This window comes from Sphingomonas pseudosanguinis (assembly GCF_014196255.1).
Classification (GTDB): Bacteria; Pseudomonadota; Alphaproteobacteria; order Sphingomonadales; family Sphingomonadaceae; genus Sphingomonas; species Sphingomonas pseudosanguinis.
In genome coordinates this window covers 327,204-346,964 of the sequence record NZ_JACIDH010000001.1, presented here as the reverse complement: position 1 = coordinate 346,964, position 19,761 = coordinate 327,204, and the positions used below count along the sequence as shown (strand labels likewise).

The 19,761-nt window shown below is 64.9% G+C and carries 32 protein-coding genes; 6 read left to right on the top strand and 26 right to left on the bottom strand.

The features are described 5' to 3' along the window. Positions 1-112: 112 nt before the first annotated feature. The 12 genes from GGR48_RS01725 to GGR48_RS01670 form a co-directional block, all read right to left on the bottom strand. A complete protein-coding gene (locus tag GGR48_RS01725; RefSeq protein WP_183950175.1) occupies positions 113-652 on the bottom strand; it encodes a tail tape measure protein in 540 nt (179 codons plus the stop codon). Next, positions 645-842 (bottom strand): phage tail assembly chaperone, encoded by a 198-nt coding sequence (locus tag GGR48_RS01720; protein ID WP_183950174.1) that lies wholly within the window; start codon positions 840-842, stop codon positions 645-647. Before GGR48_RS01720 ends, GGR48_RS01725 begins: the two co-directional genes overlap by 8 nt. Continuing rightward, positions 839-1,147 carry a gene transfer agent family protein gene (locus GGR48_RS01715; protein WP_183950173.1) on the bottom strand — a complete coding sequence of 103 codons (309 nt, stop codon included), beginning with the start codon at positions 1,145-1,147 and terminating at the stop codon, positions 839-841. Before GGR48_RS01715 ends, GGR48_RS01720 begins: the two co-directional genes overlap by 4 nt. After that, entirely contained in the window at positions 1,144-1,551 is a 408-nt protein-coding gene (locus GGR48_RS01710; protein WP_183950172.1) for a phage major tail protein, TP901-1 family, read from the bottom strand. The genes GGR48_RS01715 and GGR48_RS01710 overlap by 4 nt, the downstream gene beginning before the upstream one ends. 12 nt (positions 1,552-1,563) lie before the next feature. Next, positions 1,564-1,953, bottom strand: a complete 390-nt coding sequence (gp17, locus tag GGR48_RS01705; protein ID WP_183950171.1) for a tail completion protein gp17 — start codon at positions 1,951-1,953, stop codon at positions 1,564-1,566. Further along, on the bottom strand, positions 1,950-2,444 hold the full coding sequence (locus GGR48_RS01700) for a hypothetical protein (protein ID WP_240456150.1): 495 nt from the start codon (positions 2,442-2,444) through the stop codon (positions 1,950-1,952). Before GGR48_RS01700 ends, gp17 begins: the two co-directional genes overlap by 4 nt. Before the next feature lie 198 nt (positions 2,445-2,642). Next, positions 2,643-3,641 (bottom strand): phage major capsid protein, encoded by a 999-nt coding sequence (locus GGR48_RS01695; protein WP_183950170.1) that lies wholly within the window; start codon positions 3,639-3,641, stop codon positions 2,643-2,645. 1 nt (position 3,642) lies between these two features. Further along, positions 3,643-4,023, bottom strand: coding sequence for an HK97 family phage prohead protease (locus tag GGR48_RS01690; protein WP_183950169.1), 381 nt, complete (start codon positions 4,021-4,023; stop codon positions 3,643-3,645). Continuing rightward, entirely contained in the window at positions 4,020-4,340 is a 321-nt protein-coding gene (locus GGR48_RS01685; RefSeq protein ID WP_183950168.1) for a DUF6127 family protein, read from the bottom strand. Before GGR48_RS01685 ends, GGR48_RS01690 begins: the two co-directional genes overlap by 4 nt. Further along, entirely contained in the window at positions 4,337-5,440 is a 1,104-nt protein-coding gene (locus GGR48_RS01680; protein WP_183950167.1) for a phage portal protein, read from the bottom strand. The genes GGR48_RS01685 and GGR48_RS01680 overlap by 4 nt, the downstream gene beginning before the upstream one ends. Before the next feature lie 151 nt (positions 5,441-5,591). Further along, a complete protein-coding gene (locus tag GGR48_RS01675; RefSeq protein ID WP_183950166.1) occupies positions 5,592-6,902 on the bottom strand; it encodes a DNA-packaging protein in 1,311 nt (436 codons plus the stop codon). Continuing rightward, on the bottom strand, positions 6,902-7,375 hold the full coding sequence (locus tag GGR48_RS01670; RefSeq protein ID WP_183950165.1) for a hypothetical protein: 474 nt from the start codon (positions 7,373-7,375) through the stop codon (positions 6,902-6,904). Before GGR48_RS01670 ends, GGR48_RS01675 begins: the two co-directional genes overlap by 1 nt. A gap of 342 nt (positions 7,376-7,717) precedes the next feature. On the opposite strand from GGR48_RS01670, the gene GGR48_RS01665 reads away from it, so the two are divergent. Further along, a complete protein-coding gene (locus GGR48_RS01665; RefSeq protein WP_206362538.1) occupies positions 7,718-8,230 on the top strand; it encodes a hypothetical protein in 513 nt (170 codons plus the stop codon). Here the strand turns inward: GGR48_RS01665 and GGR48_RS01660 are convergent. The 14 genes from GGR48_RS01660 to GGR48_RS01600 all read right to left on the bottom strand — a co-directional run bounded on the left by GGR48_RS01660 (position 8,223) and on the right by GGR48_RS01600 (position 16,418). Next, the gene (locus GGR48_RS01660) at positions 8,223-9,308 is read right to left on the bottom strand and encodes a tyrosine-type recombinase/integrase (RefSeq protein ID WP_183950163.1); all 1,086 of its coding nucleotides are present in this window, start codon (positions 9,306-9,308) and stop codon (positions 8,223-8,225) included. The two genes, GGR48_RS01665 and GGR48_RS01660, sit on opposite strands and share 8 nt — an antisense overlap. Beyond that, complete coding sequence (locus GGR48_RS18420) at positions 9,200-9,487, bottom strand: helix-turn-helix domain-containing protein (protein ID WP_183950162.1); 288 nt, start codon at positions 9,485-9,487, stop codon at positions 9,200-9,202. The genes GGR48_RS01660 and GGR48_RS18420 overlap by 109 nt, the downstream gene beginning before the upstream one ends. Next, positions 9,484-10,170, bottom strand: coding sequence for a hypothetical protein (locus GGR48_RS01650; protein WP_183950161.1), 687 nt, complete (start codon positions 10,168-10,170; stop codon positions 9,484-9,486). Before GGR48_RS01650 ends, GGR48_RS18420 begins: the two co-directional genes overlap by 4 nt. Beyond that, a complete protein-coding gene (locus GGR48_RS18270) occupies positions 10,167-10,289 on the bottom strand; it encodes a hypothetical protein (protein ID WP_276208026.1) in 123 nt (40 codons plus the stop codon). Before GGR48_RS18270 ends, GGR48_RS01650 begins: the two co-directional genes overlap by 4 nt. Continuing rightward, entirely contained in the window at positions 10,286-10,771 is a 486-nt protein-coding gene (locus GGR48_RS01645; RefSeq protein ID WP_183950160.1) for a hypothetical protein, read from the bottom strand. Before GGR48_RS01645 ends, GGR48_RS18270 begins: the two co-directional genes overlap by 4 nt. Continuing rightward, on the bottom strand, positions 10,771-11,133 hold the full coding sequence (locus tag GGR48_RS01640; RefSeq protein WP_240456149.1) for a DUF2312 domain-containing protein: 363 nt from the start codon (positions 11,131-11,133) through the stop codon (positions 10,771-10,773). The genes GGR48_RS01645 and GGR48_RS01640 overlap by 1 nt, the downstream gene beginning before the upstream one ends. Positions 11,134-11,146: 13 nt before the next feature. Next, positions 11,147-13,873 (bottom strand): toprim domain-containing protein, encoded by a 2,727-nt coding sequence (locus GGR48_RS01635; RefSeq protein ID WP_183950159.1) that lies wholly within the window; start codon positions 13,871-13,873, stop codon positions 11,147-11,149. Positions 13,874-13,979: 106 nt separating this feature from the next. Next, positions 13,980-14,297 carry an ogr/Delta-like zinc finger family protein gene (locus GGR48_RS01630; protein WP_183950158.1) on the bottom strand — a complete coding sequence of 106 codons (318 nt, stop codon included), beginning with the start codon at positions 14,295-14,297 and terminating at the stop codon, positions 13,980-13,982. After that, on the bottom strand, positions 14,294-14,788 hold the full coding sequence (locus tag GGR48_RS01625; protein WP_183950157.1) for a hypothetical protein: 495 nt from the start codon (positions 14,786-14,788) through the stop codon (positions 14,294-14,296). The genes GGR48_RS01630 and GGR48_RS01625 overlap by 4 nt, the downstream gene beginning before the upstream one ends. Then, positions 14,785-15,387, bottom strand: a complete 603-nt coding sequence (locus tag GGR48_RS01620; RefSeq protein WP_183950156.1) for a hypothetical protein — start codon at positions 15,385-15,387, stop codon at positions 14,785-14,787. Before GGR48_RS01620 ends, GGR48_RS01625 begins: the two co-directional genes overlap by 4 nt. Further along, complete coding sequence (locus GGR48_RS01615; RefSeq protein WP_183950155.1) at positions 15,384-15,614, bottom strand: hypothetical protein; 231 nt, start codon at positions 15,612-15,614, stop codon at positions 15,384-15,386. The genes GGR48_RS01620 and GGR48_RS01615 overlap by 4 nt, the downstream gene beginning before the upstream one ends. Next, complete coding sequence (locus GGR48_RS01610) at positions 15,611-15,868, bottom strand: hypothetical protein (protein ID WP_183950154.1); 258 nt, start codon at positions 15,866-15,868, stop codon at positions 15,611-15,613. Before GGR48_RS01610 ends, GGR48_RS01615 begins: the two co-directional genes overlap by 4 nt. Next, positions 15,865-16,029: a hypothetical protein gene (locus GGR48_RS01605; protein WP_183950153.1), complete on the bottom strand. Its 165-nt coding sequence runs from the start codon at positions 16,027-16,029 to the stop codon at positions 15,865-15,867. The genes GGR48_RS01610 and GGR48_RS01605 overlap by 4 nt, the downstream gene beginning before the upstream one ends. Then, entirely contained in the window at positions 16,026-16,418 is a 393-nt protein-coding gene (locus GGR48_RS01600) for a hypothetical protein (RefSeq protein ID WP_183950152.1), read from the bottom strand. Before GGR48_RS01600 ends, GGR48_RS01605 begins: the two co-directional genes overlap by 4 nt. Between GGR48_RS01600 and GGR48_RS01595 the strand changes: the two genes are divergently transcribed. The 5 genes from GGR48_RS01595 to GGR48_RS01580 all read left to right on the top strand — a co-directional run bounded on the left by GGR48_RS01595 (position 16,417) and on the right by GGR48_RS01580 (position 19,752). After that, positions 16,417-17,229 (top strand): LexA family transcriptional regulator, encoded by an 813-nt coding sequence (locus GGR48_RS01595; RefSeq protein ID WP_183950151.1) that lies wholly within the window; start codon positions 16,417-16,419, stop codon positions 17,227-17,229. The two genes, GGR48_RS01600 and GGR48_RS01595, sit on opposite strands and share 2 nt — an antisense overlap. 98 nt (positions 17,230-17,327) lie before the next feature. Beyond that, positions 17,328-17,549 (top strand): hypothetical protein, encoded by a 222-nt coding sequence (locus GGR48_RS17885; protein ID WP_206362537.1) that lies wholly within the window; start codon positions 17,328-17,330, stop codon positions 17,547-17,549. Continuing rightward, a complete protein-coding gene (locus tag GGR48_RS01590) occupies positions 17,546-18,202 on the top strand; it encodes an MT-A70 family methyltransferase (protein WP_183950150.1) in 657 nt (218 codons plus the stop codon). The genes GGR48_RS17885 and GGR48_RS01590 overlap by 4 nt, the downstream gene beginning before the upstream one ends. 15 nt (positions 18,203-18,217) lie before the next feature. After that, complete coding sequence (locus GGR48_RS01585; protein ID WP_183950149.1) at positions 18,218-19,309, top strand: hypothetical protein; 1,092 nt, start codon at positions 18,218-18,220, stop codon at positions 19,307-19,309. Beyond that, a complete protein-coding gene (locus GGR48_RS01580; protein ID WP_183950148.1) occupies positions 19,306-19,752 on the top strand; it encodes a type II toxin-antitoxin system VapC family toxin in 447 nt (148 codons plus the stop codon). The genes GGR48_RS01585 and GGR48_RS01580 overlap by 4 nt, the downstream gene beginning before the upstream one ends. Positions 19,753-19,761 lie beyond the last annotated feature (9 nt).

Sequence of the window (19,761 nt, the reverse complement as noted above, 5' to 3'; positions counted from 1 at the left end):
CCCTCCCCAAGCCGAGCTTGGGGAGGAATGGGTCCTTCAAATCCTCCCCATCTCTGATGGGGAGGGGGACCGCGTCCGCAGGACGTGGTGGAGGGGCAAGGCCCCCGCGCCCTCAATCCTCGGCCAGCGCCGCACGCACCGCGCGTGCGACCTGACGGCTGGAGCGTTGCAGCACGCCGCCCGCCTCGCCCGCCCCGGCATTGATCGTGATCGCCACCCGCACCTCGCGCGGCGGTCCCCCGGCGCGCAGCGTCTCGACCCGCCCGCTGCTGGTCGGCACGAAGACCTCCGGCCCACGCTCGCCGACCAGATAGGGGCGATCGGGCGATACCGGTCCCCCGGTCGCCCGGCCGGGCTGGCCCGACACCAGCCCGCCGAGCAACCCGGCCAACCCCGATCCGCCGCCGACCGCCCCGACGCCCTGCCGCAACGCGGCCCGCGCGATCTGGTCGAGCACCGACAAAGCGGTCGCCTTCAGCTCCTCGAAACCGAACCTGCCGGTCCGCGCCGCGCGCAGCAGCGCGCCCTCGACCGAACGCGCGCCCAGTTCGGCGGCATCGCCCAGCCCGCGCGACAATTCGGCGCGCATTGCCGCCATGTCGGCGGTGAAGCCGCGCATATCGATACGCGGCGCGACATCCTGCTCATCCATCCGGATACATCTCCCGCAACCGGGCGAGCGTGGCGGACGAAGGCGGTTCGCTGCCGCCGTCTCCACCCGTCATCGCCGTCACGATTCCCCGAAGCTCGGCGGGGGTGGCACGCCAGAAGCGGTCGGGCGACCAGCCCAGCATCGCCCCCGCCATCCCCGCCAGCCGCCCCGCTTCCTCGGCGAAGGTCATTGGCCGCCCAGTATCTGGCGCAGCAATTGGCGCAGCACGGGCGCCAGCGCCGCCAGCCCCAATTCGACCAGCGCCTCGCCCAGCTGCTCGCGGCTCAGCCCCTCGGGCACCTCGCGCAGGCAGTGCCAGATCAGCGCCGCCGCTTCGGCCAGCGACAATTTGCCCTCGCCCGCCCGCTCGACCAGTTCGAACAACGGCCCCAGTTCGCCCTCCGCCGCGACCAGCGCCTGGAAGCTCGGCCGCACGACCAGTTCGGCACCGCCGACCTGCAAGGCCGCCTCGCCGCGCACCGGATTCGCGCTCATGCCGACACCACCGCGCCGGAGCTTTCCAGCGCCAGCGTATAGGTCTGCTCGCCGCCGAAATCGCCGCTATAATCCAGCCGCGTGACCAGGAACCGCCCGGTCATCGATCCGCCGCTCTCGAAGCTCAGCCGATAGGTCTCGATCGTGCCCGCCAGCGCATGGCCGCGCATCCGCGCCTCGGCCGCCGATCCGGTGAAGACGCCCGCGCCGGCCACGCTGACATGCCGCACACCCGCGCCCGACAAGAGTTCGCGCCAGCCGCCCGAATCCTTGTTGGTCACCACCACCGTCTCGCCATTGATCGACAGCTGCGTGGTGCGCAGCCCCGCCATCGTCGCGAAGGCGGGCGGCTCGGCCCCGTCGCCGATCTTGAGCAGAAAGGCGCTTCCCTTTTCGATTGCCATGTTTGCTTCCCCCTATTGTCCCACGCGCCACAGCCGGGCGCGCCATTCGACGCTCGCGGTCCAGCGCACGCCCGTCTTCGCCATGCGCGTCGCGATCACGCTCAGCCCAACGACCCGCCAGCCATCGGCCAGCACCTCCGGCAGCCTGATCGCCTCGACCGCCTGGATACAGGCGCGCAGCCGCCGGGGCTGTTCCCCCTCGTCGCTCACGCTCACGGTCACGCGCAGTTCGCGCCCCTCGATCCCCGCCGCCCCCCAGTCGCTGTCGCCCGGTTCGCCCAGCACCGCCTGCGGCACGCTCGCGCGCACCGGCACTGCGTCGAACACCGCTACGCCCAGCGGCTGCAAGGTCATGCGCAGTCCGGCCATCAGCCCCGCCCGCAGGGCCTCGCGCGCGGTCATGCCCGCTTGGCCCTATCGAGGCGCATCCGCCGCCAGGGCCGCCACAAGGCGGCGACGGCGGCGGGCGGCACGGCGGCGGCATCGCGATTGTCGAACAGATGCGCGCCCATGATCGCCACGCCATGCGCGATCTCTGGCGGCAGGCCCGCCCAATCCACCGCCAGTCCCGCGCGGTAGCGCACGGTCAGCGCGTCGCCGGTACGCACCCAGCCACACCCGTCACGGTCCACCGCCCCTTCGCCACCCGACAGGATCGCGCGCACCGGCATCGCCGACAGCGGTTGCCACGCGACCGAGCCGGGCAACGAGTCCTCGACCCCCCGCTCGATCAGCATCTGCCCACAAAAGGCCTCGGCCAGTCCCAGCGCGACGCCCGCCACCTGCGCGACCAGCGCGGCCTCATTCCCCTCCTCCAGCCGCAACAGCGCGCGCACCGCGCCGGCCGCGCCTGCGACGGTCGCGGGCGGCATGGGCTCCCTCGTCCCGCTCATCATGAATTCTCCTTCACCGATACAGGTTGCGACAGGTCCGACACACGGGCGTCACACTCGGGGCGCAGAGACGGGATCAGCCGCTGCCCGCCCCCCCTGGGCACCGGCCATGCCGACCCCGCGCCCCCCGGCCGGGTCCGGCATCCTCCCTGAACTACGGGGCAGCCTGTGAAGGGCTGCCCCGACTTTTCAGGACCTTCAGTTCGCCGCGAACTTCATCAGCTTGATCGCCTCCGAATCGCTGACGCAGCCGCCGACGCGGCGCGTGGCGTAGAAGGTCACGAACGGCTTGTTGCTGTACGGATCGCGCAGGATCGCGGTCTCGACGCGCTCGGTGATCAGATAGCCCGCCTGGAAATTGCCGAAGGCGATGGCGGGGGCGTCGGCGGCGATGTCGGGCATGTCCTCCGCCTCGACCACCGGATAGCCGAGCAGCGTGGCGGGCTGTCCTGCGACCAGACCCGGTGCCCAGAGAAACTGGCCGTCCGCCGACTTCATCTTGCGGATGCGCGCCGAGGTCGCGGCGTTCATCACGAAGCACGCCCCCTGGCGATAGGGCGCACGCAGCGACTGGACCAGATCGACCAGCCGCTCGTCGGCGTTCGCCCCGAACGCGCCCGCCGCGCCGCTCGCCAGATATTGCAGCGTGCCGAAGGGGCGCACCCCGTCCCTGGCGGCCGAGACCGGGTTGGTCAGAAACCCCTTGGGCCGGTTGACGCCCGAGCCGGCGACGAACGCCTGCCCCTCGGCACGCGCGAACTCGGTGGCGATCTCACCGGCGAGCCAGCCCTCGACGTCGAATGCCGCATCGTCGAGCATCGCCTGGCTGGCGGAGGGATTGGCGTAGAGCTCGCCCATCGGCGGCGCGAGTTCGACGAAGCTGGGCGTCGCCGTTTCGGGCCGCGCCGCCGTCTCGCTCGCCCAGCCCGAGGGCGTGCCGCCGGTGGTCACCAGCTTGCGATAGCCCGCCGAGCCCACCGTCACGACGTTGGCGATCGCCCGGATCGGCGAAACGCTCTTCAAGACCGAGGCGATCGCCGCATCGATCTCGCGCGGCACGGCGAAACCGCCGCTGTCGCCGGTGGTGCCGGTAAAGGCCTTCAGCTCGACGGTGGTGCCGCTGCGCACATAGCCGTCGAAAGCCCCGTTCGTCGTCGTCCGCGCGCCGTCCAGCACAGGTCGTTCGATCACGTCCATATCAGTCCCCCTTGGTCAAAACATGAGTTACGCGGGCGAGCGGCTGCATCGGCACCGTCACCAGGCTGATCTCCAGAAGTTCGGCCGACAGGATCGCGCGGGCCGCCCCCTGATGGACGACGCGCGGCCGATACCCGACCGACAGCCCGGCGACCGAGCCTGTGCGAACCAGCGCGGCGAGTGCGGGGTCGTCGACCCGCCCCTCGACCGACAGGCCCCTGTCGTCCTCGGTCAAGGTCGCGATCCGCCCCATCGGGCCACCGCGATGCTGCCAGAGGAGCGGCACATCGCCCGCCCCCGCAAAGGCCCCGCGCCGCATGACGTCGCCCGCCCGGTCCATCCGGTCCCAGATCGCGGCATAGCCGGTGAAGGTCAGGCTCATTTCAGCCAGTCCTCCATCCCCAGCCGCATCGCGATTCCCGCCAGCAGCAACGCACCGAGCAGCCGCGTCAGCCAGCCGACCGCGCTCTTCCACACCGACGACTTGGCCTCGCGCCACGCCGACAACAGCTCGCGCAGTTCCGCGACATCCTCGGCGGCATCGGCATCCGACAGGCCCAGCCGGGTCAGCGCCCGCGTCGCACCCAGCTCACCTGCCTCCTCGGCGACCGCGCGCAGCGTCACGAGATCCGCCCCGCTATCCGCCGCCTGCGCCAGCAGCCGCGCCAGAACGTTGGTGTCAAGTTGGGGCCCGCTCATGCCAGGCCGACCATGGCGCGCTTCTCCGCCGAATCGAGAAAGTCGGCGCTCGCCGCCATGGCCCACAGCATCTGGCGTTCCTCGGCCAGCGCGGTGACGCGGTTGACGTCGACCGACAGGCTCGCCCCCTCGAACCAACCCGTGAGTCCCTGCGCCAGGCCACTGAGGATACCCCCCGCCAGCGGCAGGATCGTCTGCCGCCACAGCGCGCGATTGGCCTCGCGGTAATTGGCATAGGTATTGTCACCCGGCAGGCCGAGCAGCATCGGCGGCACCCCGAAGGCCAGCGCGATCTCGCGCGCCGCCGACGCCTTCGCCGCGATGAAGTCGAGTTCGGCGGGCGTCAGGCTCATCGCCTGCCATTTCAGCCCGCCCTCCAGCAGCAGCGGACGCCCCGCATTGCCGCTCCCGGCAAAGCCCTCCATCTCGGCACGCAGCCGCTCGAACTGGTCCGGGGTCAGCGTCGAGCCGTCACCCGGATCATAGACCAGCGCCCCCGAAGGCCGCGCCGCATTGTCGAGCAGCGCGCGGTTCCAAGCGGCCGCCGCATTGTGGATCGCGATCGCCCCCGCCGCCGCGCCGAGACAGCCCAGCCCATAATGATCGTCGAGCGGGTGGCAGCTCTTCAAATGCACCACCGATGGCCTCACCGGATCGACCGGCAAAGTCGTCACGCGACCGCCCGCGCGGTAGAGATACGCGGCGGGCCAGCCGCTCGCGTCCAGCTCCATCGTCACCCGCTCGGGGCGTAGCGCGAACAGCTCCGCCACGACGCCATCGGCATCGCGCAGCACCTGCACATAGGCGTTGCCGTGCAACAGCATGTGCGTCGCCACCGTCTCCAGCAGCGCCTGCCCCTCGCTGCGTGCGGCGACCAACGCGATCAGGTCGGGGTGCGAGGCGATCAACGGCGCGTCGGCGAGGCCACCCGCGACCATCCGCACCGCCCGCTGCGCCACCGGGTTGCGCAGATACCCCTCGCGCACCTGCGTCTCATAGGAAGGGGCCGCCCCCGTCAAAGGCACCCCAGACCGCGCCAACCCCAGCCCGAGCAAAGGACGCGCCGCCCCCCGCCCGGCCTTGCGACCGAACATCCTCATGATCGAACTCCTCTAGCTCCTCCCCGGCACGGGGAGGTGGCAGCGCGCAGCGCTGACGGAGGGGGGCTTCCACACGGGACTCGCCCAGCGGCGATCCCCCTCCACCACCGCTGCGCGGCGGTCCCCCTCCCCGCGAGCGGGGAGGATCAGCTCACAAATTCCGTATGCCCGGCGGGCCCCGCCCGGACAGCATCAGCTCGGTCAGCGCCCAGACCAGCGCATCGGCGCGATCCGGCGAGCGACCCGGCCCGTCATAGGCCCCCGCCACCCCCAGCCCGCAGAGTTCATCCTCCAGCGCCGGGAACCCGCGAGAATGCCACACCCGCCCCTGCGCATAGAGAAAGGACACCGGCTCCGCCCGCGCCGCTTTGCCGATCGAGGCATAGACCAGATGCACCGGCAGGCTCGGGTCGGCGAGCCGCAGCACGCTTTCGACCATATCCCCGCCCTGGTTGCGCTCCGCCACCACCCGGTCCGCGCGGTTGCGCCGGGCACAGCCCGCCACCCGCGCCGCCCAGCCCTCCGGCGACAATCCCGCCTCGCTGGCGTCCTCCAGCACATAGCCATGGCCGTCGCGCCCCAGCCCGACCGCGACGATCCCGCAGGCATCGCCGCTGCTGGTCGCGGGCGGGTCGACGCCGACCACCACCCGGTCGAGCGCAGGCACCGTCTTCGCCCGCTGCCGGTCGAGCAAAGCGCGGGTCCACAAGGCCCCCTCGCGGTCGTCGACCATCTCGCCGTCCAGTTCCTGCCGCCCCAGCCGCGTGTCGCCATATTGCGCCAGCATCGCGTCCTGAAAACTGTCGGGCAGATGCGCATTGTCGCTGGTCCGCCCGATCGTCTCGACGCAATCGGGCAGCGCCATGACCTTGCGCATCAAGGGCGTGGCGCGCGGCGTGGTCGTGACCAGCACGCGCGGCCGTTCGCCCAGCCGGAGCGTCATCATCAGATTGTCCCACCCGGCCTCCCCCTTCCATTTGCCCAGCTCGTCACACCAGGCGGCGTGATGCTGCGGCCCGCGCAAAGCCTCGGGCGCGGCGGCCGAATAGGCGAAACCGATCGCGCCGGACGCGAAATGCAGCTGCCCCAAGCTGCCGATCCATTTCGGCGTCTCGCCTTTGCGCGCCACCGCCAGCAGCCCGCTTTCGCCGCGCACCATCACCCGCTCGACATCGCGCCAGGTCGCGCCCATCAGCGCGATCCGCGCCGCCGGATTGTCGCGGGCGAGCGCACTCACCCATTCCGCCCCCGCGCGCGTCTTGCCGAAGCCACGCCCTGCCCGGATCAGCCAGACCCGCCAGTCGCCCGGCGGCGCGATCTGTCCGTCATGCGCCCATAATTCCCATCGCTCGACCAGCTCGCGCTTTTGCGCCGCCGTCAGCGCGGCCAGCGCCTGTTCGCGCGCGCCCGGTTCCAGCATCGCCAGCGTGGCGAGCCGCGTTGCCGCATCCTGTCCCGCCATCACGCCATCCCCTTCAACCGCCGCCGCGCCAAGCCATCGAGCGCGCGTTCCAGCGCCGCATCGGTCTCGGCCGCATCGGCCCGCGCCGCCTCGCTCACGCCATCACCGGTCTTGGCCAGCGCATCGCGGCGGGCGAGCAGCTTCAGATAGAATTGGACTTCGGTGGCCGAGAGCGGCGGGGTGATGGAGAGGCCGGTGGCCCCCGCACCGACCTCTCCCCCCTCCTGCTCCCCGGCCAACAGGGCGAGCATCCGGCGCAACAGCCCTTCCTCGACCAGCACATGTGCCGCGCCGATCGCCGCGTCCCAGGCCTCGCCAAAGCCTCGGTCGCGTGCCCGCAAGGTGCGGGCGGTACGCAGCGTCTCTCCCACCGCCCGTGCCGCCGCCCCCGCATCGGCGCTGACCGCCAGCGCCGCCAGGAATTGCCGTCGCCGCGCCAGCGTCCATCGCGCGCCCTCCCCCGTTCCGGCCATTCCCACTCCCCCGAAGCATCGAGCGCGAACCCGACCGCTCCCCCGGTCGCATCCACCTCTCGATGTTCCTGTTATGTACCATCCGCGGTGGGGTTTGTATCCAACAAACGAACCAGATGGGTTGGCCGCATAAAAGCGGCTTGCCAGACGCCAAGCGCATCGGCATTAGGCATGGCTTCCCGAGAGGGGGCGATTAGCTCAGTTGGTAGAGCGTCTCGTTTACACCGAGTTTTCTAGACGCGCTCAAACCCGCAGAAATGCTAGGTTTTTTGGTTTACTGACGGTTGCGGTTCGGGAATAGTTCGGGACTATCCGGTCGAATAGGCCGTGGGAGGTCCATTTGTGCGCATTTTGATCAGCGAGATACGAGCAGCTTTAAAGATCAGGCTGTACATGCCGGCGATGATCAGCCTGTTTGCGGTCCCGGATATCGCTGGCGCGATCGAGTATCCGAAAGACAAGAACGTCGACCGCTATACGAGGTGGTTCGATGAATATGTGACGCCCCTGGAAGCAGGCATGGACGGGCAGTTGGCTTGGATGGTGCGAAACGCACTGATCCACGAAAGCGCGATGAACTGGCGGACCAGCGGTTTCGATACCGATCGGCTTCTCGTTATGCCGCCCAACCCGCAGAATACGGGCATTCACAATATCTCGATCATCGGCCCCACCACCAAACCAGCTCACACCGTCATGTTGGATAAGCTGGCACCTGCGATCCTCAGTGGTGCAGAGGAGTGGTTGAAAGCCGCCGAACAATCCGAAGAGAAGCGGGGTCGTATCGACGGCATGATGCAGATGAGGCCCAACGGAATGCATCCTTTTATCGGCGGGGTGCCCGTCATCACGTAGAGGTTCGTCGCTTCCCCTGGGGTGAACGGACACTGCTTTCGCTGGCGTCGAGTGCCTGCCGCACGTCATCATCGGTGGCGTGGGCGTAGCGCAGGGTCGTCTTGATCGACTTGTGCGCCAGGGCGCGCTGGGCAGCCTTCAGGTTGCCGGTCGCGCGCAGGATGCGGGTGCCGCGTGTGTGCCGCAAATCATGGAAGCGGAAGTTCTCGACGCCGGCCGCCGCCAGCGCGGCCGCCCAGGGCTTGCGGATCACGGTCGCGGTCATCGGGTATCGATCGCCCTTTTTCCGGCCCGGCTGTTTGCGACCGAGCTTGTCGACGAATTCTGGTTTTGTGCGCACCGCCTTATAGGTGAAGACGAACGGCCCGACCTTGGGCTGGTTGGCGAGAATGACCAGCATGTCCTGGGTCAGCGGCCGACGGACGATGTCACCGCCCTTTATCTTGGTGCCGGCTGTGCGGGCGCCGAGGTCGACGTCCGACCAGCGCAGGCCCATGACCTCGCTCTTGCGCCAGCCGGTCTTCAAGGCAAATTCGCAGAACGAATATAAGTCGTCGCGGATTTCTTCGAACAGGGAGGTTTCCTCGGTCGCGCTCAACTCGCGCGGGGCCTTGGTCACCACCTTCAGCATGAGTGCCCCCCAATCGGGCATCTCGCCGACGTCATAGCGGTTCTTATCCGCCCAGCGCCAGATGGCGCGCCATACCTCTACCTCTCGGTTGACCGAGGAGTTTTCCAGATTGGGGCGGCGCTTGGCGACCAGGGACAGCAGATCGCGCTGCGTTATCTCAGACAGCAGATTGCCCTCGCCGATCGCGGCGATCAGGATCTTGATCGTCCGTTCGGCGTCGGGCCACGATGGCAGATCGCCCGCCTTGTCCTCGTACAGGCCGCAGGCTTCATCGAGCGTGATCGGGGGGCGCATCTGTCCGCCGTGGTTCGCCTTTGCCCGCTCACGTTCCTCAAACCTTAGCGCCGCCCGCTTGGTCTTTGTGCCCGTCGAGCCGTGAAATCGACGACCTTTGAAGACGAAGTCGTAGTGGAAGTACGGCGATTTACTCTTTTTGTAGACGGACATTCAGGGGCTTTCCGGGCGCGGCTGGCAACATAGTCGTCGCAGTCCTCCGGGCGGTATCGGATTTTGCGGTCGGTGATGGCGACGTAGCGAATGTGACCGTCTTGCCTGAGTCGGCGCAAGGTCTTCGTGCAGACGGATAATCGGTGCGCCGCCTGCTCAGGAGTGAGCAGTTCGGTCATGCTGCCATTCTATCCGAGGGCATCGTGAGAAGCGGTCCCCACTGATCGGCCATGGCCGCAGCTATGCCAGGAAAGAACCGACTACGTTCCCGCGCCCTGATGATCCCGTGGTTGCCCCAGCCCGAATGCCGGTGAACGCGCGCCGCTGGCTTTTCACCCTCCGCAATTCCAAGTGCAATGCCAGCCTCTGCATAGTTGCGATAGGTCGGCAGCAGCTTAGGAAGGCCGCGCAACCACAGGCATGTGCGCTTGCTCTCCCATTCGCCGAATTGCCACGGTTGAACCGACTGGGCTGGTTCCTCATAGTGATCAATCCGCACTTTTGCGTGCCGATGCATGATCGGGTTTTCGACGGCGATACGCGCGATCGGCGCGTTCCAGAGCGTCGAGAACAACGCCGCGCCGTCGTCGAGGTCCTGCCACATTTCGTCCAACGTCCGGCCGGTTGGAGGCTTGGTCAGCCAGCGCACCCCGCTGTTGCATAACCGGGTGCACGGCGGATGGGCGACGATCAGCATATCCCAGCCGTCCAACAGGACTTCGCGCACATCGGCGCGAATATGTCGGTTTGAACCCCGTTCGTCAGGCAAGAGATCGCACGACCAAGCATCGTATCCCCGCCGGTTGAACGCTTCTCGAACGGTGCCGGAAAACTCGCATGCTACAAGGATTCGGGCAGTCACCGGCGACGCTCCTTGGCGGCACCGGCCATGCCGATCAGCACGAAGGGGATCGCGAGGAGTGCCAGCGCGACCGCCAGGGCGGTAAGGATGCGTTCTTTGTTGGTGCGCTTGGTGGTCATGCGGCTTCCTTCAGTTGCGGGGTGCCGGCGGACGCCGGGCGGGGGTGGAGGTAGGAGCCGTTGCGCAGGCCGATGGTGATGTCGGCGAGGAGGCGCGCGGGCATGGTGGCGGTTTCCCACCACAACAGGGTGTCGACGGCGTCGGCGAAGCCGACGATCTCGAATTCGCCGGGGTTCGCGTCGGCGCGGGTGCGGGCGGCACGGGCGGCGACGGTCAGGTGATGGCGGCGCTCGAACGGCCATGCGCCGCCCTCATCGGGCGTGTGGACGCCAAACGGTTCGGGGCGGAGCTGGGCGATGGCGCGCCAGGTGCGGGCGATCGTGCGCATGACGCGCAGGCCGTCGAGCGCGGTCGGCCGGGTGATACGACCTTCCACGATCAACCGCGGATAATGGGTGGCGCGCTGTGCGTGGAGGTTGGCGGCGACGGCGGCGAGCAGCGCGTAATCGTCATGCCAGCGGGGGCGATACGGACGGTCCATCAGATCATGCCCAGCGACTGGGCATAGGTTTCATAGACCGCCTCTTCTTCGAGGTGCTCCTCGCGACGCTTCTTGCGCGTGGCGATCACGCGCTTGATCGCCTTCTTGTCGAAGCCACGCGCGGTCCCCTCGGCAAAGACGTCCTTCAGATCGTCCTGCATGCCCTTGATCTCCTGCTCGATCCGCTCGGCGCGCTCGACCAGGAGGCGAAGTTCCTCGGCCCCGGTATCGCCGTTGGTCTTGATCGGATCGGGGACGTGGCGCTTTTTCTTGCCCTTGGGGGCTGGCGGCGGAGCGAGGCACGGGACGTGCCGTGTCATCCCGCCGGCGGTGCGCACGATGCGCATGGTGATCGCGTTCATCGGTCAGGGTTCCTCAATGCGCGGGGGTGGGAAGGTGGTCGGGGTTCTTGAAGACCCAGCACATCACCGTCTTTTCGGTGCGGCTGTTCACCGGCTTGGTGGCCAGGAATTTGCGGGTCTTGCTGGTCTTCAGCAGGCGCTTCAGCTCGATCATCGAGCAGGGGAGCGACAGGCGCAGGTCGGCACATTTCTGTTCGAACTGGACCAGGCTGATGGCGATGACATCGGGGGTGCGGCTGTGATCGATCGGCTTGTCGGTCTGGGCGGCCTCGATCGAGCGCATGTGGTCGAACCGCTCCCAGAACAGCTCGACATGGGGGTGATCGCTTTCGACGGCGCGCTGACGCTCCTGAAGCATCGTGCCGATAAACTGGTGGGCCTCCTCCATCTGGGCGTCGGTCAAGTTGGTCACGACCAGGCGCATCGCGTCGAGCATCGCGGCGAGCTGCGCATGGTTCTTGATGAGGCGGCCGTTGCGCACCCCCTCCAGCTTGCCGAGGCGCGATTCATGGCCCCGGAAATTCTCGTGATATCGCTTCAGGATATCGGCCTCGCGGCGGATGACGTGGATCAGGAAGCCCGAGACATTCTCGACATCGGCGCGGGCGAGCTGCTCGCCGGCGGCTTTACCGGCCGGATTGAAGCGGCTCTTGTCGAAGTGCATCGCCATGATGCGTTCGCGCAGCGCCGGCGACGCCTCGACCGGGTCGTTCTGGGCGATGACGATCGCGCCGCGAAAGGGCGGCTCGAACGTCTCCATGCCGCCGTTGGCGATAGCGCGGGTACGGACGGCGCGACCGTTATAGGCGGTCTTCAGTTCGTCCCATTCGAACTTCTTGCCGTGGCTCTCCTGGGTGCGGTCACCCTCGATCAGCACGACGGGGAGGTTGCCGACCTGCCCCAGGGTGCGGGCGATACCGGCGTTCGTCGCCTTGGTCGGGTCGAAGCCCTCGTACCCGGAGCGGCCGGCCAGCTTCCACAGGAACTCCAACAGGGTGCTCTTGCCGGTGCCGGGCAGGCCGGTCATTTCCAGAAAGGCCAGGCTCTCCTGATCGCGGCGCAGGTGGTCGGCGAAAAAGCTCATGACCCAGAAGGTCAGCGCGACGATCCCCTTGGCTCCGTAGGCGGTATAGAGCGGCGGCAACCAGGCGAGGTTCAGCTTGTCGGGATCATAGGTGATGCGCAGCATCCGCTCGGTCGTGCGCAGCTTCACATTCTGTTTGCCGAGGACGAAGAAATCCTCCTCGTTCGGCTCATAGACGCGGCCCTGATAGACGGCGCGGTCGCCGAGGACCCAGGCCCCGTGCTCCTTGGAATAGCCGGTGTGCGGGATCGCCTCGACCAGCTTCAGGTTGGTCCACTGGACCTGCATCAGCCGGTCGAGCTGGAACGCGCTGCCCGTCCACTGGCCACCGGCCGCGACCGAGGCGAGGCGCTTCTTGAATTCGCCGTTGGTGGTGGTGGCACTGCCGCTAAAGGTCGCCTTTACGCTGGCACGGCCCTTCGGAAAGTCGACGCGCAGATAATAGGACCCCTCCTCGATCGCCGCGTCACGCTGGAAATACAGGGTGCGGAAGGTGCAATTGGCGACCTCCTCAATATCGCAGGCCTCCTCGGCCGCCGCGTCCCACCGCGCCTGGGGCGACATGTCCTTGTAGAGCGCATGTTCCTCGTCATCGCTCTCCATCCACTGTTGTTGGATTTGGTTGATGCGTTCGACCGAGAAGCTGGCCCACAACTGCTTGCCGCCGAAGATGATCGGGAAGGAGGCGTATCGCTCCTTCTTGTAGATCAACATCGCCTTCTCGGTGGCGCTTCCGGCGATCGTCACCTCACCGTTCCACAGATAGTCGGTCAGGTGCTCGGCGGTCAGCAGGTCCGCCTGCGCCAGGTCGTTCCAGTCGTGCTTATCGCCCTCGCCATCCGGGCGGACCTGGGCCGCGCCGCAGAAATAATTCGCCGCGCGCGCCTTCTTGACGAAATCGCGAGTGTAGCGGACGCCGGCCGCGCCCACGTCATAGGCGAAGACGATTTTCGGGGTGGACTTGTTCTTGCCCGCTGCCGCCAGGCGCAGCGCGTCCAGCGCCTGTTCGGGGTAGTTGTTGCACGACAGGGTGCTGACCGCGATGGCACCGCGATCCTTGAACGCGGGGGCCTGATTGAGCGCGATCGCGTCGAAGATGCCCTCGACGATCCACACCTCATTCGCATCGGCCAGCATGTCGGCGGTGTGCGCCGGCATCGCCCACCACAGGCCGCTATATTGGCAACCATAGGCGAAGCGCGCCTTCTTCTTACCGAACCGCCCGGGCTGATCGATCAGCCGTTCCCAATAGGTGTTGGGCGCGCCGGGCAGCGGAAAGCGGACGGTCGCGGTGCTGATATCCAGCTTGCTGTCGTGATAGGTTTCCTGGGTGTAGCAGCCGCGCAGGCCCATGAGGTTGAAGCCGCGCGCGTGCTGCAAATACGCATCGGCCGCTGCATGCGGGTCCTGGGCAGTGCGGACGTAGCGTTTCGACCAGTCGTCGAAAATTTCGGGATAGAGCGGCTTGACCTGAAAGGTTTCGCCGCAGCGGTTCTCACGCCCGCATTTCAGGACATAGGGCTTGTCCAGCCAGGTGAAGAGTTCCTTCTTGCCGCAGGCCGGGCATTTGCCTTCCTGAAGATAACGCTTCCGCTCCACGAAGCCGTAATCCTTTTTCAGGCGGCCGAGCAGTTCTTTCAGGAGTTCGGGTTGCACGGGGGACAGGTCTTTCAGGCAAGGGGGGACCGTTCCCGGCGACGGGGTCGCGCCGGGTGGACGGTCAGGCAGTGGGCAGGATCGCGGCGCTCAGGCCGCTGGTCGGTTAGCCGGGGGTCGGGGCGGTTTCGGCCGCCGGGGTTTCGTTGTCGTTGACGGGGACGCGCTGGTCATCATTGGCGGGACGCGAGCGCCATTCGCCGAGGGGCAGGATGACCGAGGGGTTCGGCGTCATGCTGGGCCGCACGGTGCGGTAAATGGCGAGCTGGGCCACGAAGGTGTGGCCGCAATCAACATTGTCGCACATGAACCGCAGTTCGCGGGTCAGGATATCGATCTCGACGCTGCCGCGTGCGATCGATCGGGCTCCGCAATGCGGGCACGCGATGCCCGGAACCCTGGGTGTGTAGGAACGCTTCGTCACTGTTGGTTACCCCCGTTGGTTCCTGCCTCTGCTCCATTCGACGGCAGGAAACTGGACAGGAGGTGCATCAGCGCGTCGATCGCGCGTGCGGCCTCCTCGGCCTCGGCGAACGCGCGGTGGGCGTTCAGCGGCGAGGCATTGGACGATACGACCCCCATGGCGGCGGCCATCGCATCGCCGCACTCCTTGGTGGCGATGGCGATCTTGACCAGCAGCTCGCGGGTGCAAGCCTCCTGCCGCACGATCTGTTGACCGAGAAGGAATTCGAAGGCGTCGAAGAACGGGGACCCGGCCCCGCCGGCCGCGATGTACGCGGCGTCGAGCGCCTGCGCCTGATCGATCGGGGGAACGGTCTTGCAATTGGTTTGCGACCAGTAGCGAACGGAGCGTTCCGCCCGGCCGGTGATGCGGCGGACCTCGTCCCAGCCGATCACGCCGGCGATGCGGGTGATGGCTTCGGGATAGGTGCGGGGTGCGCGGAGCTGGGTCATGCCGCCGTCACCAAAGCGTTGAGGACCCGGTCGCGCCCGGCCTTCGCGTCCTGAAACATCGACTGCATGTCGCCGTGCAGCGCGATCAGATGGAAGTCGCTCGCCGCCTCGATCAGCGCCTTGCGCAGCAACTCTGCCTCCAGCGAAATGGGCTCGCCATCCTGCGGGATCGCGGGGGTGTCGGCGCGCGGGTTACCGCTCGCCTGCCAGTAACCGCGCGTGCCGGCGCTGACGACCAGGCCGCGACGGCGGTATTGCACCATCAGCCGATCGGCGAGCTTCTCGGCTGCGCGGCCCTCCATGGTGATACCGTTGTCGGCGAGGGCCTTGACCGCGTCTGCGAACTTGAAGAGTGACCGCCCCATCACATCGGCGAAAGCCTCGCGGGCGGCGTCGGGAATGGGGCGACCGTTCAGCATCAGTACCGGCCGCTGGTTGCCGTTGGTTTCGGCGATGGGGCGGACCACCTGCGCCATCGCGGCGACGATCGCCTTGATGGCGATGGTGCGAAAATTCTTGGGCATGTGGATCGCGTGTTCCTGCTCGACCTCAAGCAACAGAACCTGGGCTTTCGCCTCGGCGGTGTTCGGCTGGGTCATGCAGCCCTCCGGGCGTTCGTGCTTTCGGGTAGGACATCGTTGCTGGGGGCGGGCACCGGGTGGCGGATGGCGCCGGCGAACCATGCGCCGCGATAGGCGGCGGTGATCTTGGCCCAATGTTCGCTCAGCATGTGGGCGATGGTGGCGACCGCGCCGGCTCCGGCCAGGCCGAAGACGGTGATCTGGCAGGCGATGCCGAGCCCGTGCATGAACTGGTCGGTGGTCACAGTTGGGCCGCCATCGCGCGAAGCTGGACCTGCACCGATGCGCCCATGGCGTTCAGCACGAAGGCGGGCTGTCCGTCATGCGTGACGCGGGTGACCAGCGCCGGGCGGCGCTTCGTCGCCTTGGTCATGCGGGCGGCGGTCGCCTCGGCGCAGCCGAGGATGGAGGGCTTGTCGTCCAGCCCCAGTAGGACCGTTTCCTGACCCTGCGACAGGCGCAGGGCGACATGACGCGGATTGGTGTTGTCGTAGCTCATGCTCGATCGTCCTTGGCGTTGGAGAGGGCGGCGAGGACGACGTTCCACTGTTCGGGCGGAAGGATCACACGATCGCGCCACAGCTCATCAAGCTGCTTCGTGATAAACTGGCGGATTGCCTCGCACGTAGCATCCGGCGTCTGGGTGACCGGTGTGCTCATGACTTAATACACTGCGAAATGGCGCGCCGATCGCCGGGGACAACCGGCGCGCCGCCCTCTACCACCTCGGCCGGAGGGAGTACGTGTGAGGTGGTTTCGGGATGAGGAACATTTGCGTCACATACGGGACGGCCAATGCTGATCAGCGCATCACGGGCGGTTTGCGGTATCGACCCCATAGGCCAGTTCGAGGGCTGTCGAAACCACGCCGCAAATCGGTCCAGGTTGTGCACATAGAACGGCTTGCCTTGGCGAAGCCGCTCAAAGAACGTGCCATTACTGGCAACGATGGTGGACACGCGGGATAGCGAACGTCCTCCAAACGATGCCACCTCAGCCTCGTAGGCTTCAGCAACCGTTCTCATTGCGTTCTGATATGCGTCGCTCATGACGCATATTTACGTCACGCATGAAGCACCGGTCAACGTAAATTTTCAGCATGCCTTTCCGCAGGTCATGCGTCATGGGTGCAGCATGAGGAAAAACGTCCCTGATGTTTTGAAAGAACGCTTGACGGCTAAGTTGAGCGAACTGGGCATGTCGGCCCGCGAGGCATCGCTCGCCGCACTGAACAAGCCCGACGCAATTCGCGCGATTCTCGCTGGGCACATGCCGGGACTCGACCGACTGGACGCAATCGCCGAAGTATTGGGCACCACCTCCGATTGGCTCCTCGGACGTGAGGAAGCTATCGAACGATCGTTCGCAGATGGACAACCCATCCGCCCAGAAGCGCTGCGGCGACTGCCAAAGACACTTCCTATTTACGGCAGCGCCTTAGGCGCAGATATGGAGTTTGGGGGGGACGGGGGCGTAGTGGTGAAAGTCGAACAGACCGAGGTTCATATGTCCTCGCCGATCGACTATATGGCCCGCCCGATCGGCGTGACGGGTCGGCCCGACCTCTATGTCGTCGAGGTGTCCGGCCATTCCATGGAGCCGCGTTACGACTCTGGACGGCGCGTGCTTGTGGATCCGCGGCGCTCCCCAGGTGTCGGCGACGACGTGGTCGTGCAGCTGCGCAGCCCGACATTCGATGGTGAAGAAGTTTGCCACGTCCTCATCAAGCAATTGGTCAGGCGCAAGCCGGGCATGGTGGTGCTACGCCAGTTCAATCCTGATTTTCGTTTCGAAGTCCCAAATGAGCAGGTGAAAGCAGTTCATCGCGTCATGCCGTGGGATGAGGCGTTAGGGTTTTAGATTGGCTGCACGACTACGCTGGTTGATCGCCGACACGCAGCGACGGGACCAACGCTGCCATTATTGACTGCGTGCATGCAGTCATGCAAACATGCTTTATGCAAAGCAGATTGCCAGGTATCGTAGCGCGCCGCGCTCGCGGAGACAGAGCGCCTGAAAAAGAGCCCTTACAGGTCCGTATCCCGGCCAATCTGAAGCGCCAATTTAAATCTCATGCGGCCTTGCGCGGGATGGAACCAAACGAACTTTTTGTTGAAATTTGGTCACATTACGAACGCACCGTGATCCACAAGCTCGATAGTGCCGAGGCCCCCCAATGACAGACGGCTCCCCCATATTGGACTTTCAAAAGCAACTCGCGGGCAAGCGATTTGCTACAGTACTGGCTGACCCGCCATGGCGGTTTACAAATCGGACTGGGAAAGTCGCGCCTGAGCACCGGCGTCTCTCGCGGTACGACACCATGGACTTAGCGGACATTTGCGCATTGCCCGTTAGCGAACATCTTGCAAACACGGCGCATTTGTACCTCTGGGTGCCTAACGCATTACTACCGGATGGCCTTGAAGTACTGAAGGCATGGGGCTTCCAATACAAATCCAACATAATTTGGCACAAGCTGCGGAAAGACGGCGGCAGCGACGGTCGAGGCGTTGGCTTCTATTTCCGCAACGTCACGGAAATGCTGCTCTTTGGTGTTCGAGGCAAAGGCGCGCGCACACTCGCACCTGGCAGGAGCCAAGTGAACTACCTGGGCACCCGCAAGCGCGAACACTCCCGCAAGCCTGACGAGCAATATGATCTTATTGAGAGTTGCAGCCCCGGACCTTTTCTGGAAATGTTTGCCCGAGGAGTAAGGCCGAATTGGACAACATGGGGCAATCAAGCGGACGAAGGCTACGAGCCCACTTGGGATACGTATGCGCACAATTCCGCCGCGCAGCGACGGTTAGCCTTGGGAGGCACCCGGTGACGGGTGCTCGACCTAATGGCCGCTGAACAATCTTGGCTTCCGGGCAGCTTTACTAAAAATTATTCCTGGGGTTCCGGCATTGGCCTTTGGCACCTGTATCAGGCTATACGGGTTGGCTTTCAAGAGGAACTGAAGCCCGTCAAAAGAAAAGACTTTCGGGCACGTGTTGCGCACCTCGATCGGCCAGACTTCATCCCCCTCAACTACTTTTTGTTTAATTATACGAGAGATAACAAAGATTACATAGCCGTAGACGAACTCGTCTTTCAGGCTTTGACAGCACGGCACTCACCACGGTTTGATCATCTTGCGCTTTTTGCCTTCAATTTTGGATATGCCGGACACTGGCGCACTATTAAGCCAGGCCAGCGCTACCCAACTTTGTGGGCTAAGAATTATATAATCGAGCGTGTAGCTGACGTATTTCGCTGGAACACGAAACTTGTCAATGCAGATGATATCGAAAGCTTTCTGCGATCCAAACCCCAATTTAAGGCAAAGACTTCATATCGCAAAGTCGCAACTAATCTTGCCTACCTATATCGGGTTGGAGGCCTGTCAGCCCTCGAAGCACCTCGCATTGAACGCTGGTGGGTAGACGCTCTGTTTCTTGCGCTTGATCGAATTGTTGGCGACCGCATGGCGTATGGGTTGGAAACCAGTTCCGATTCCCTCCCAAGCCTACTTCTACGGTCGAACTTTAGCGAACTAAGCGGCCCAAAATCAGCCGAGAAAACTTTTGCAATGGCCCACTTACTGAGCCTTTACACCATCTGCGGAAAGGCCGGCAGGTTTGATCCGTCACAGGTGCAGGATCGAGTGTCCATAGAACTGCCGGACTATTACTGGCAGCAGCCTAACAACAATGCACCGCAAGGCGCGGTCCACCCTACTAATCCACGAATCCTTAAGACAATTCCTCGAGAATGCTCTAGTCTGGCGGAAAAGGCGGGCTTTCGGATTGTTTATGAAGATGATCTAGAAACATTTAATACAAAAGATTTCATAGCCACTCAAACCCGCCGAGCGGTAGATAGCTTGGTGCACGACAACATAAAATCAACTCTTTCACCGGAAGAGCTACACAAACTCACGAGGGGCAATTGACAACGTTCTTCGATACCAGCGCAGTGATTGCTTTGTCCGATCCTGATCACGCCAACCATCAATGGTCTTTTGATCAGTTCACCACCAGAATGGAGAACGGACCGGTTATCATCAGCGATATCGTCTACGCAGAGATTTCCGCTGGGCTTCCAAATAAATCAGATGTCGATCAGATCGTTCAAAGGTTTGGATTCCAGCGGTCCTCGCCCTCAGATATTGCCCTTCATCAAGCCGGACAGAGATATAAAAAGTATCAAGATAATGGGGGGACTAGAACTAACGTACTGCCTGATTTCTTTATCGGGGCGGACGCTCTGGAAATGGGTGCCACTCTGGTGACCGGCAACCCCAAAGATTTCAGAAATTTCTTTTTCGGCTTAGTGATCTCGCATCCAAATGGTGAGGAGGTCGTTGCGCAACCCATCAAACTAGGGCCCGACTGAATACTGCCC

Bases quoted from the DNA above. Each gene is read 5' to 3' on its own strand.
- gp17 (WP_183950171.1), bottom strand. From the start codon at position 1,953: ATGACCGCGCGCGAGGCCCTGCGGGCGGGGCTGATGGCCGGACTGCGC.
- GGR48_RS01710 (WP_183950172.1), bottom strand. From the start codon at position 1,551: ATGGCAATCGAAAAGGGAAGCGCCTTTCTGCTCAAGATCGGCGACGGG.
- GGR48_RS01680 (WP_183950167.1), bottom strand. From the start codon at position 5,440: ATGAGGATGTTCGGTCGCAAGGCCGGGCGGGGGGCGGCGCGTCCTTTG.
- GGR48_RS01590 (WP_183950150.1), top strand. From the start codon at position 17,546: ATGACAGACGGCTCCCCCATATTGGACTTTCAAAAGCAACTCGCGGGC.
- GGR48_RS01720 (WP_183950174.1), bottom strand. From the start codon at position 842: ATGACCTTCGCCGAGGAAGCGGGGCGGCTGGCGGGGATGGCGGGGGCG.
- GGR48_RS01600 (WP_183950152.1), bottom strand. From the start codon at position 16,418: ATGAGCGACGCATATCAGAACGCAATGAGAACGGTTGCTGAAGCCTAC.
- GGR48_RS01595 (WP_183950151.1), top strand. From the start codon at position 16,417: ATGACGCATATTTACGTCACGCATGAAGCACCGGTCAACGTAAATTTT.
- GGR48_RS18420 (WP_183950162.1), bottom strand. From the start codon at position 9,487: ATGACCGAACTGCTCACTCCTGAGCAGGCGGCGCACCGATTATCCGTC.
- GGR48_RS01725 (WP_183950175.1), bottom strand. From the start codon at position 652: ATGGATGAGCAGGATGTCGCGCCGCGTATCGATATGCGCGGCTTCACC.
- GGR48_RS01695 (WP_183950170.1), bottom strand. From the start codon at position 3,641: ATGGACGTGATCGAACGACCTGTGCTGGACGGCGCGCGGACGACGACG.
- GGR48_RS01610 (WP_183950154.1), bottom strand. From the start codon at position 15,868: ATGAGCTACGACAACACCAATCCGCGTCATGTCGCCCTGCGCCTGTCG.
- GGR48_RS17885 (WP_206362537.1), top strand. From the start codon at position 17,328: ATGCAAAGCAGATTGCCAGGTATCGTAGCGCGCCGCGCTCGCGGAGAC.
- GGR48_RS18270 (WP_276208026.1), bottom strand. From the start codon at position 10,289: ATGACCACCAAGCGCACCAACAAAGAACGCATCCTTACCGCCCTGGCG.
- GGR48_RS01675 (WP_183950166.1), bottom strand. From the start codon at position 6,902: ATGGCGGGACAGGATGCGGCAACGCGGCTCGCCACGCTGGCGATGCTG.
- GGR48_RS01690 (WP_183950169.1), bottom strand. From the start codon at position 4,023: ATGAGCCTGACCTTCACCGGCTATGCCGCGATCTGGGACCGGATGGAC.
- GGR48_RS01605 (WP_183950153.1), bottom strand. From the start codon at position 16,029: ATGAGCACACCGGTCACCCAGACGCCGGATGCTACGTGCGAGGCAATC.
- GGR48_RS01640 (WP_240456149.1), bottom strand. From the start codon at position 11,133: ATGAACGCGATCACCATGCGCATCGTGCGCACCGCCGGCGGGATGACA.
- GGR48_RS01700 (WP_240456150.1), bottom strand. From the start codon at position 2,444: ATGAGCGGGACGAGGGAGCCCATGCCGCCCGCGACCGTCGCAGGCGCG.
- GGR48_RS01670 (WP_183950165.1), bottom strand. From the start codon at position 7,375: ATGGCCGGAACGGGGGAGGGCGCGCGATGGACGCTGGCGCGGCGACGG.
- GGR48_RS01620 (WP_183950156.1), bottom strand. From the start codon at position 15,387: ATGACCCAGCCGAACACCGCCGAGGCGAAAGCCCAGGTTCTGTTGCTT.
- GGR48_RS01645 (WP_183950160.1), bottom strand. From the start codon at position 10,771: ATGGACCGTCCGTATCGCCCCCGCTGGCATGACGATTACGCGCTGCTC.
- GGR48_RS01585 (WP_183950149.1), top strand. From the start codon at position 18,218: ATGGCCGCTGAACAATCTTGGCTTCCGGGCAGCTTTACTAAAAATTAT.
- GGR48_RS01715 (WP_183950173.1), bottom strand. From the start codon at position 1,147: ATGAGCGCGAATCCGGTGCGCGGCGAGGCGGCCTTGCAGGTCGGCGGT.
- GGR48_RS01685 (WP_183950168.1), bottom strand. From the start codon at position 4,340: ATGAGCGGGCCCCAACTTGACACCAACGTTCTGGCGCGGCTGCTGGCG.
- GGR48_RS01660 (WP_183950163.1), bottom strand. From the start codon at position 9,308: ATGTCCGTCTACAAAAAGAGTAAATCGCCGTACTTCCACTACGACTTC.
- GGR48_RS01625 (WP_183950157.1), bottom strand. From the start codon at position 14,788: ATGACCCAGCTCCGCGCACCCCGCACCTATCCCGAAGCCATCACCCGC.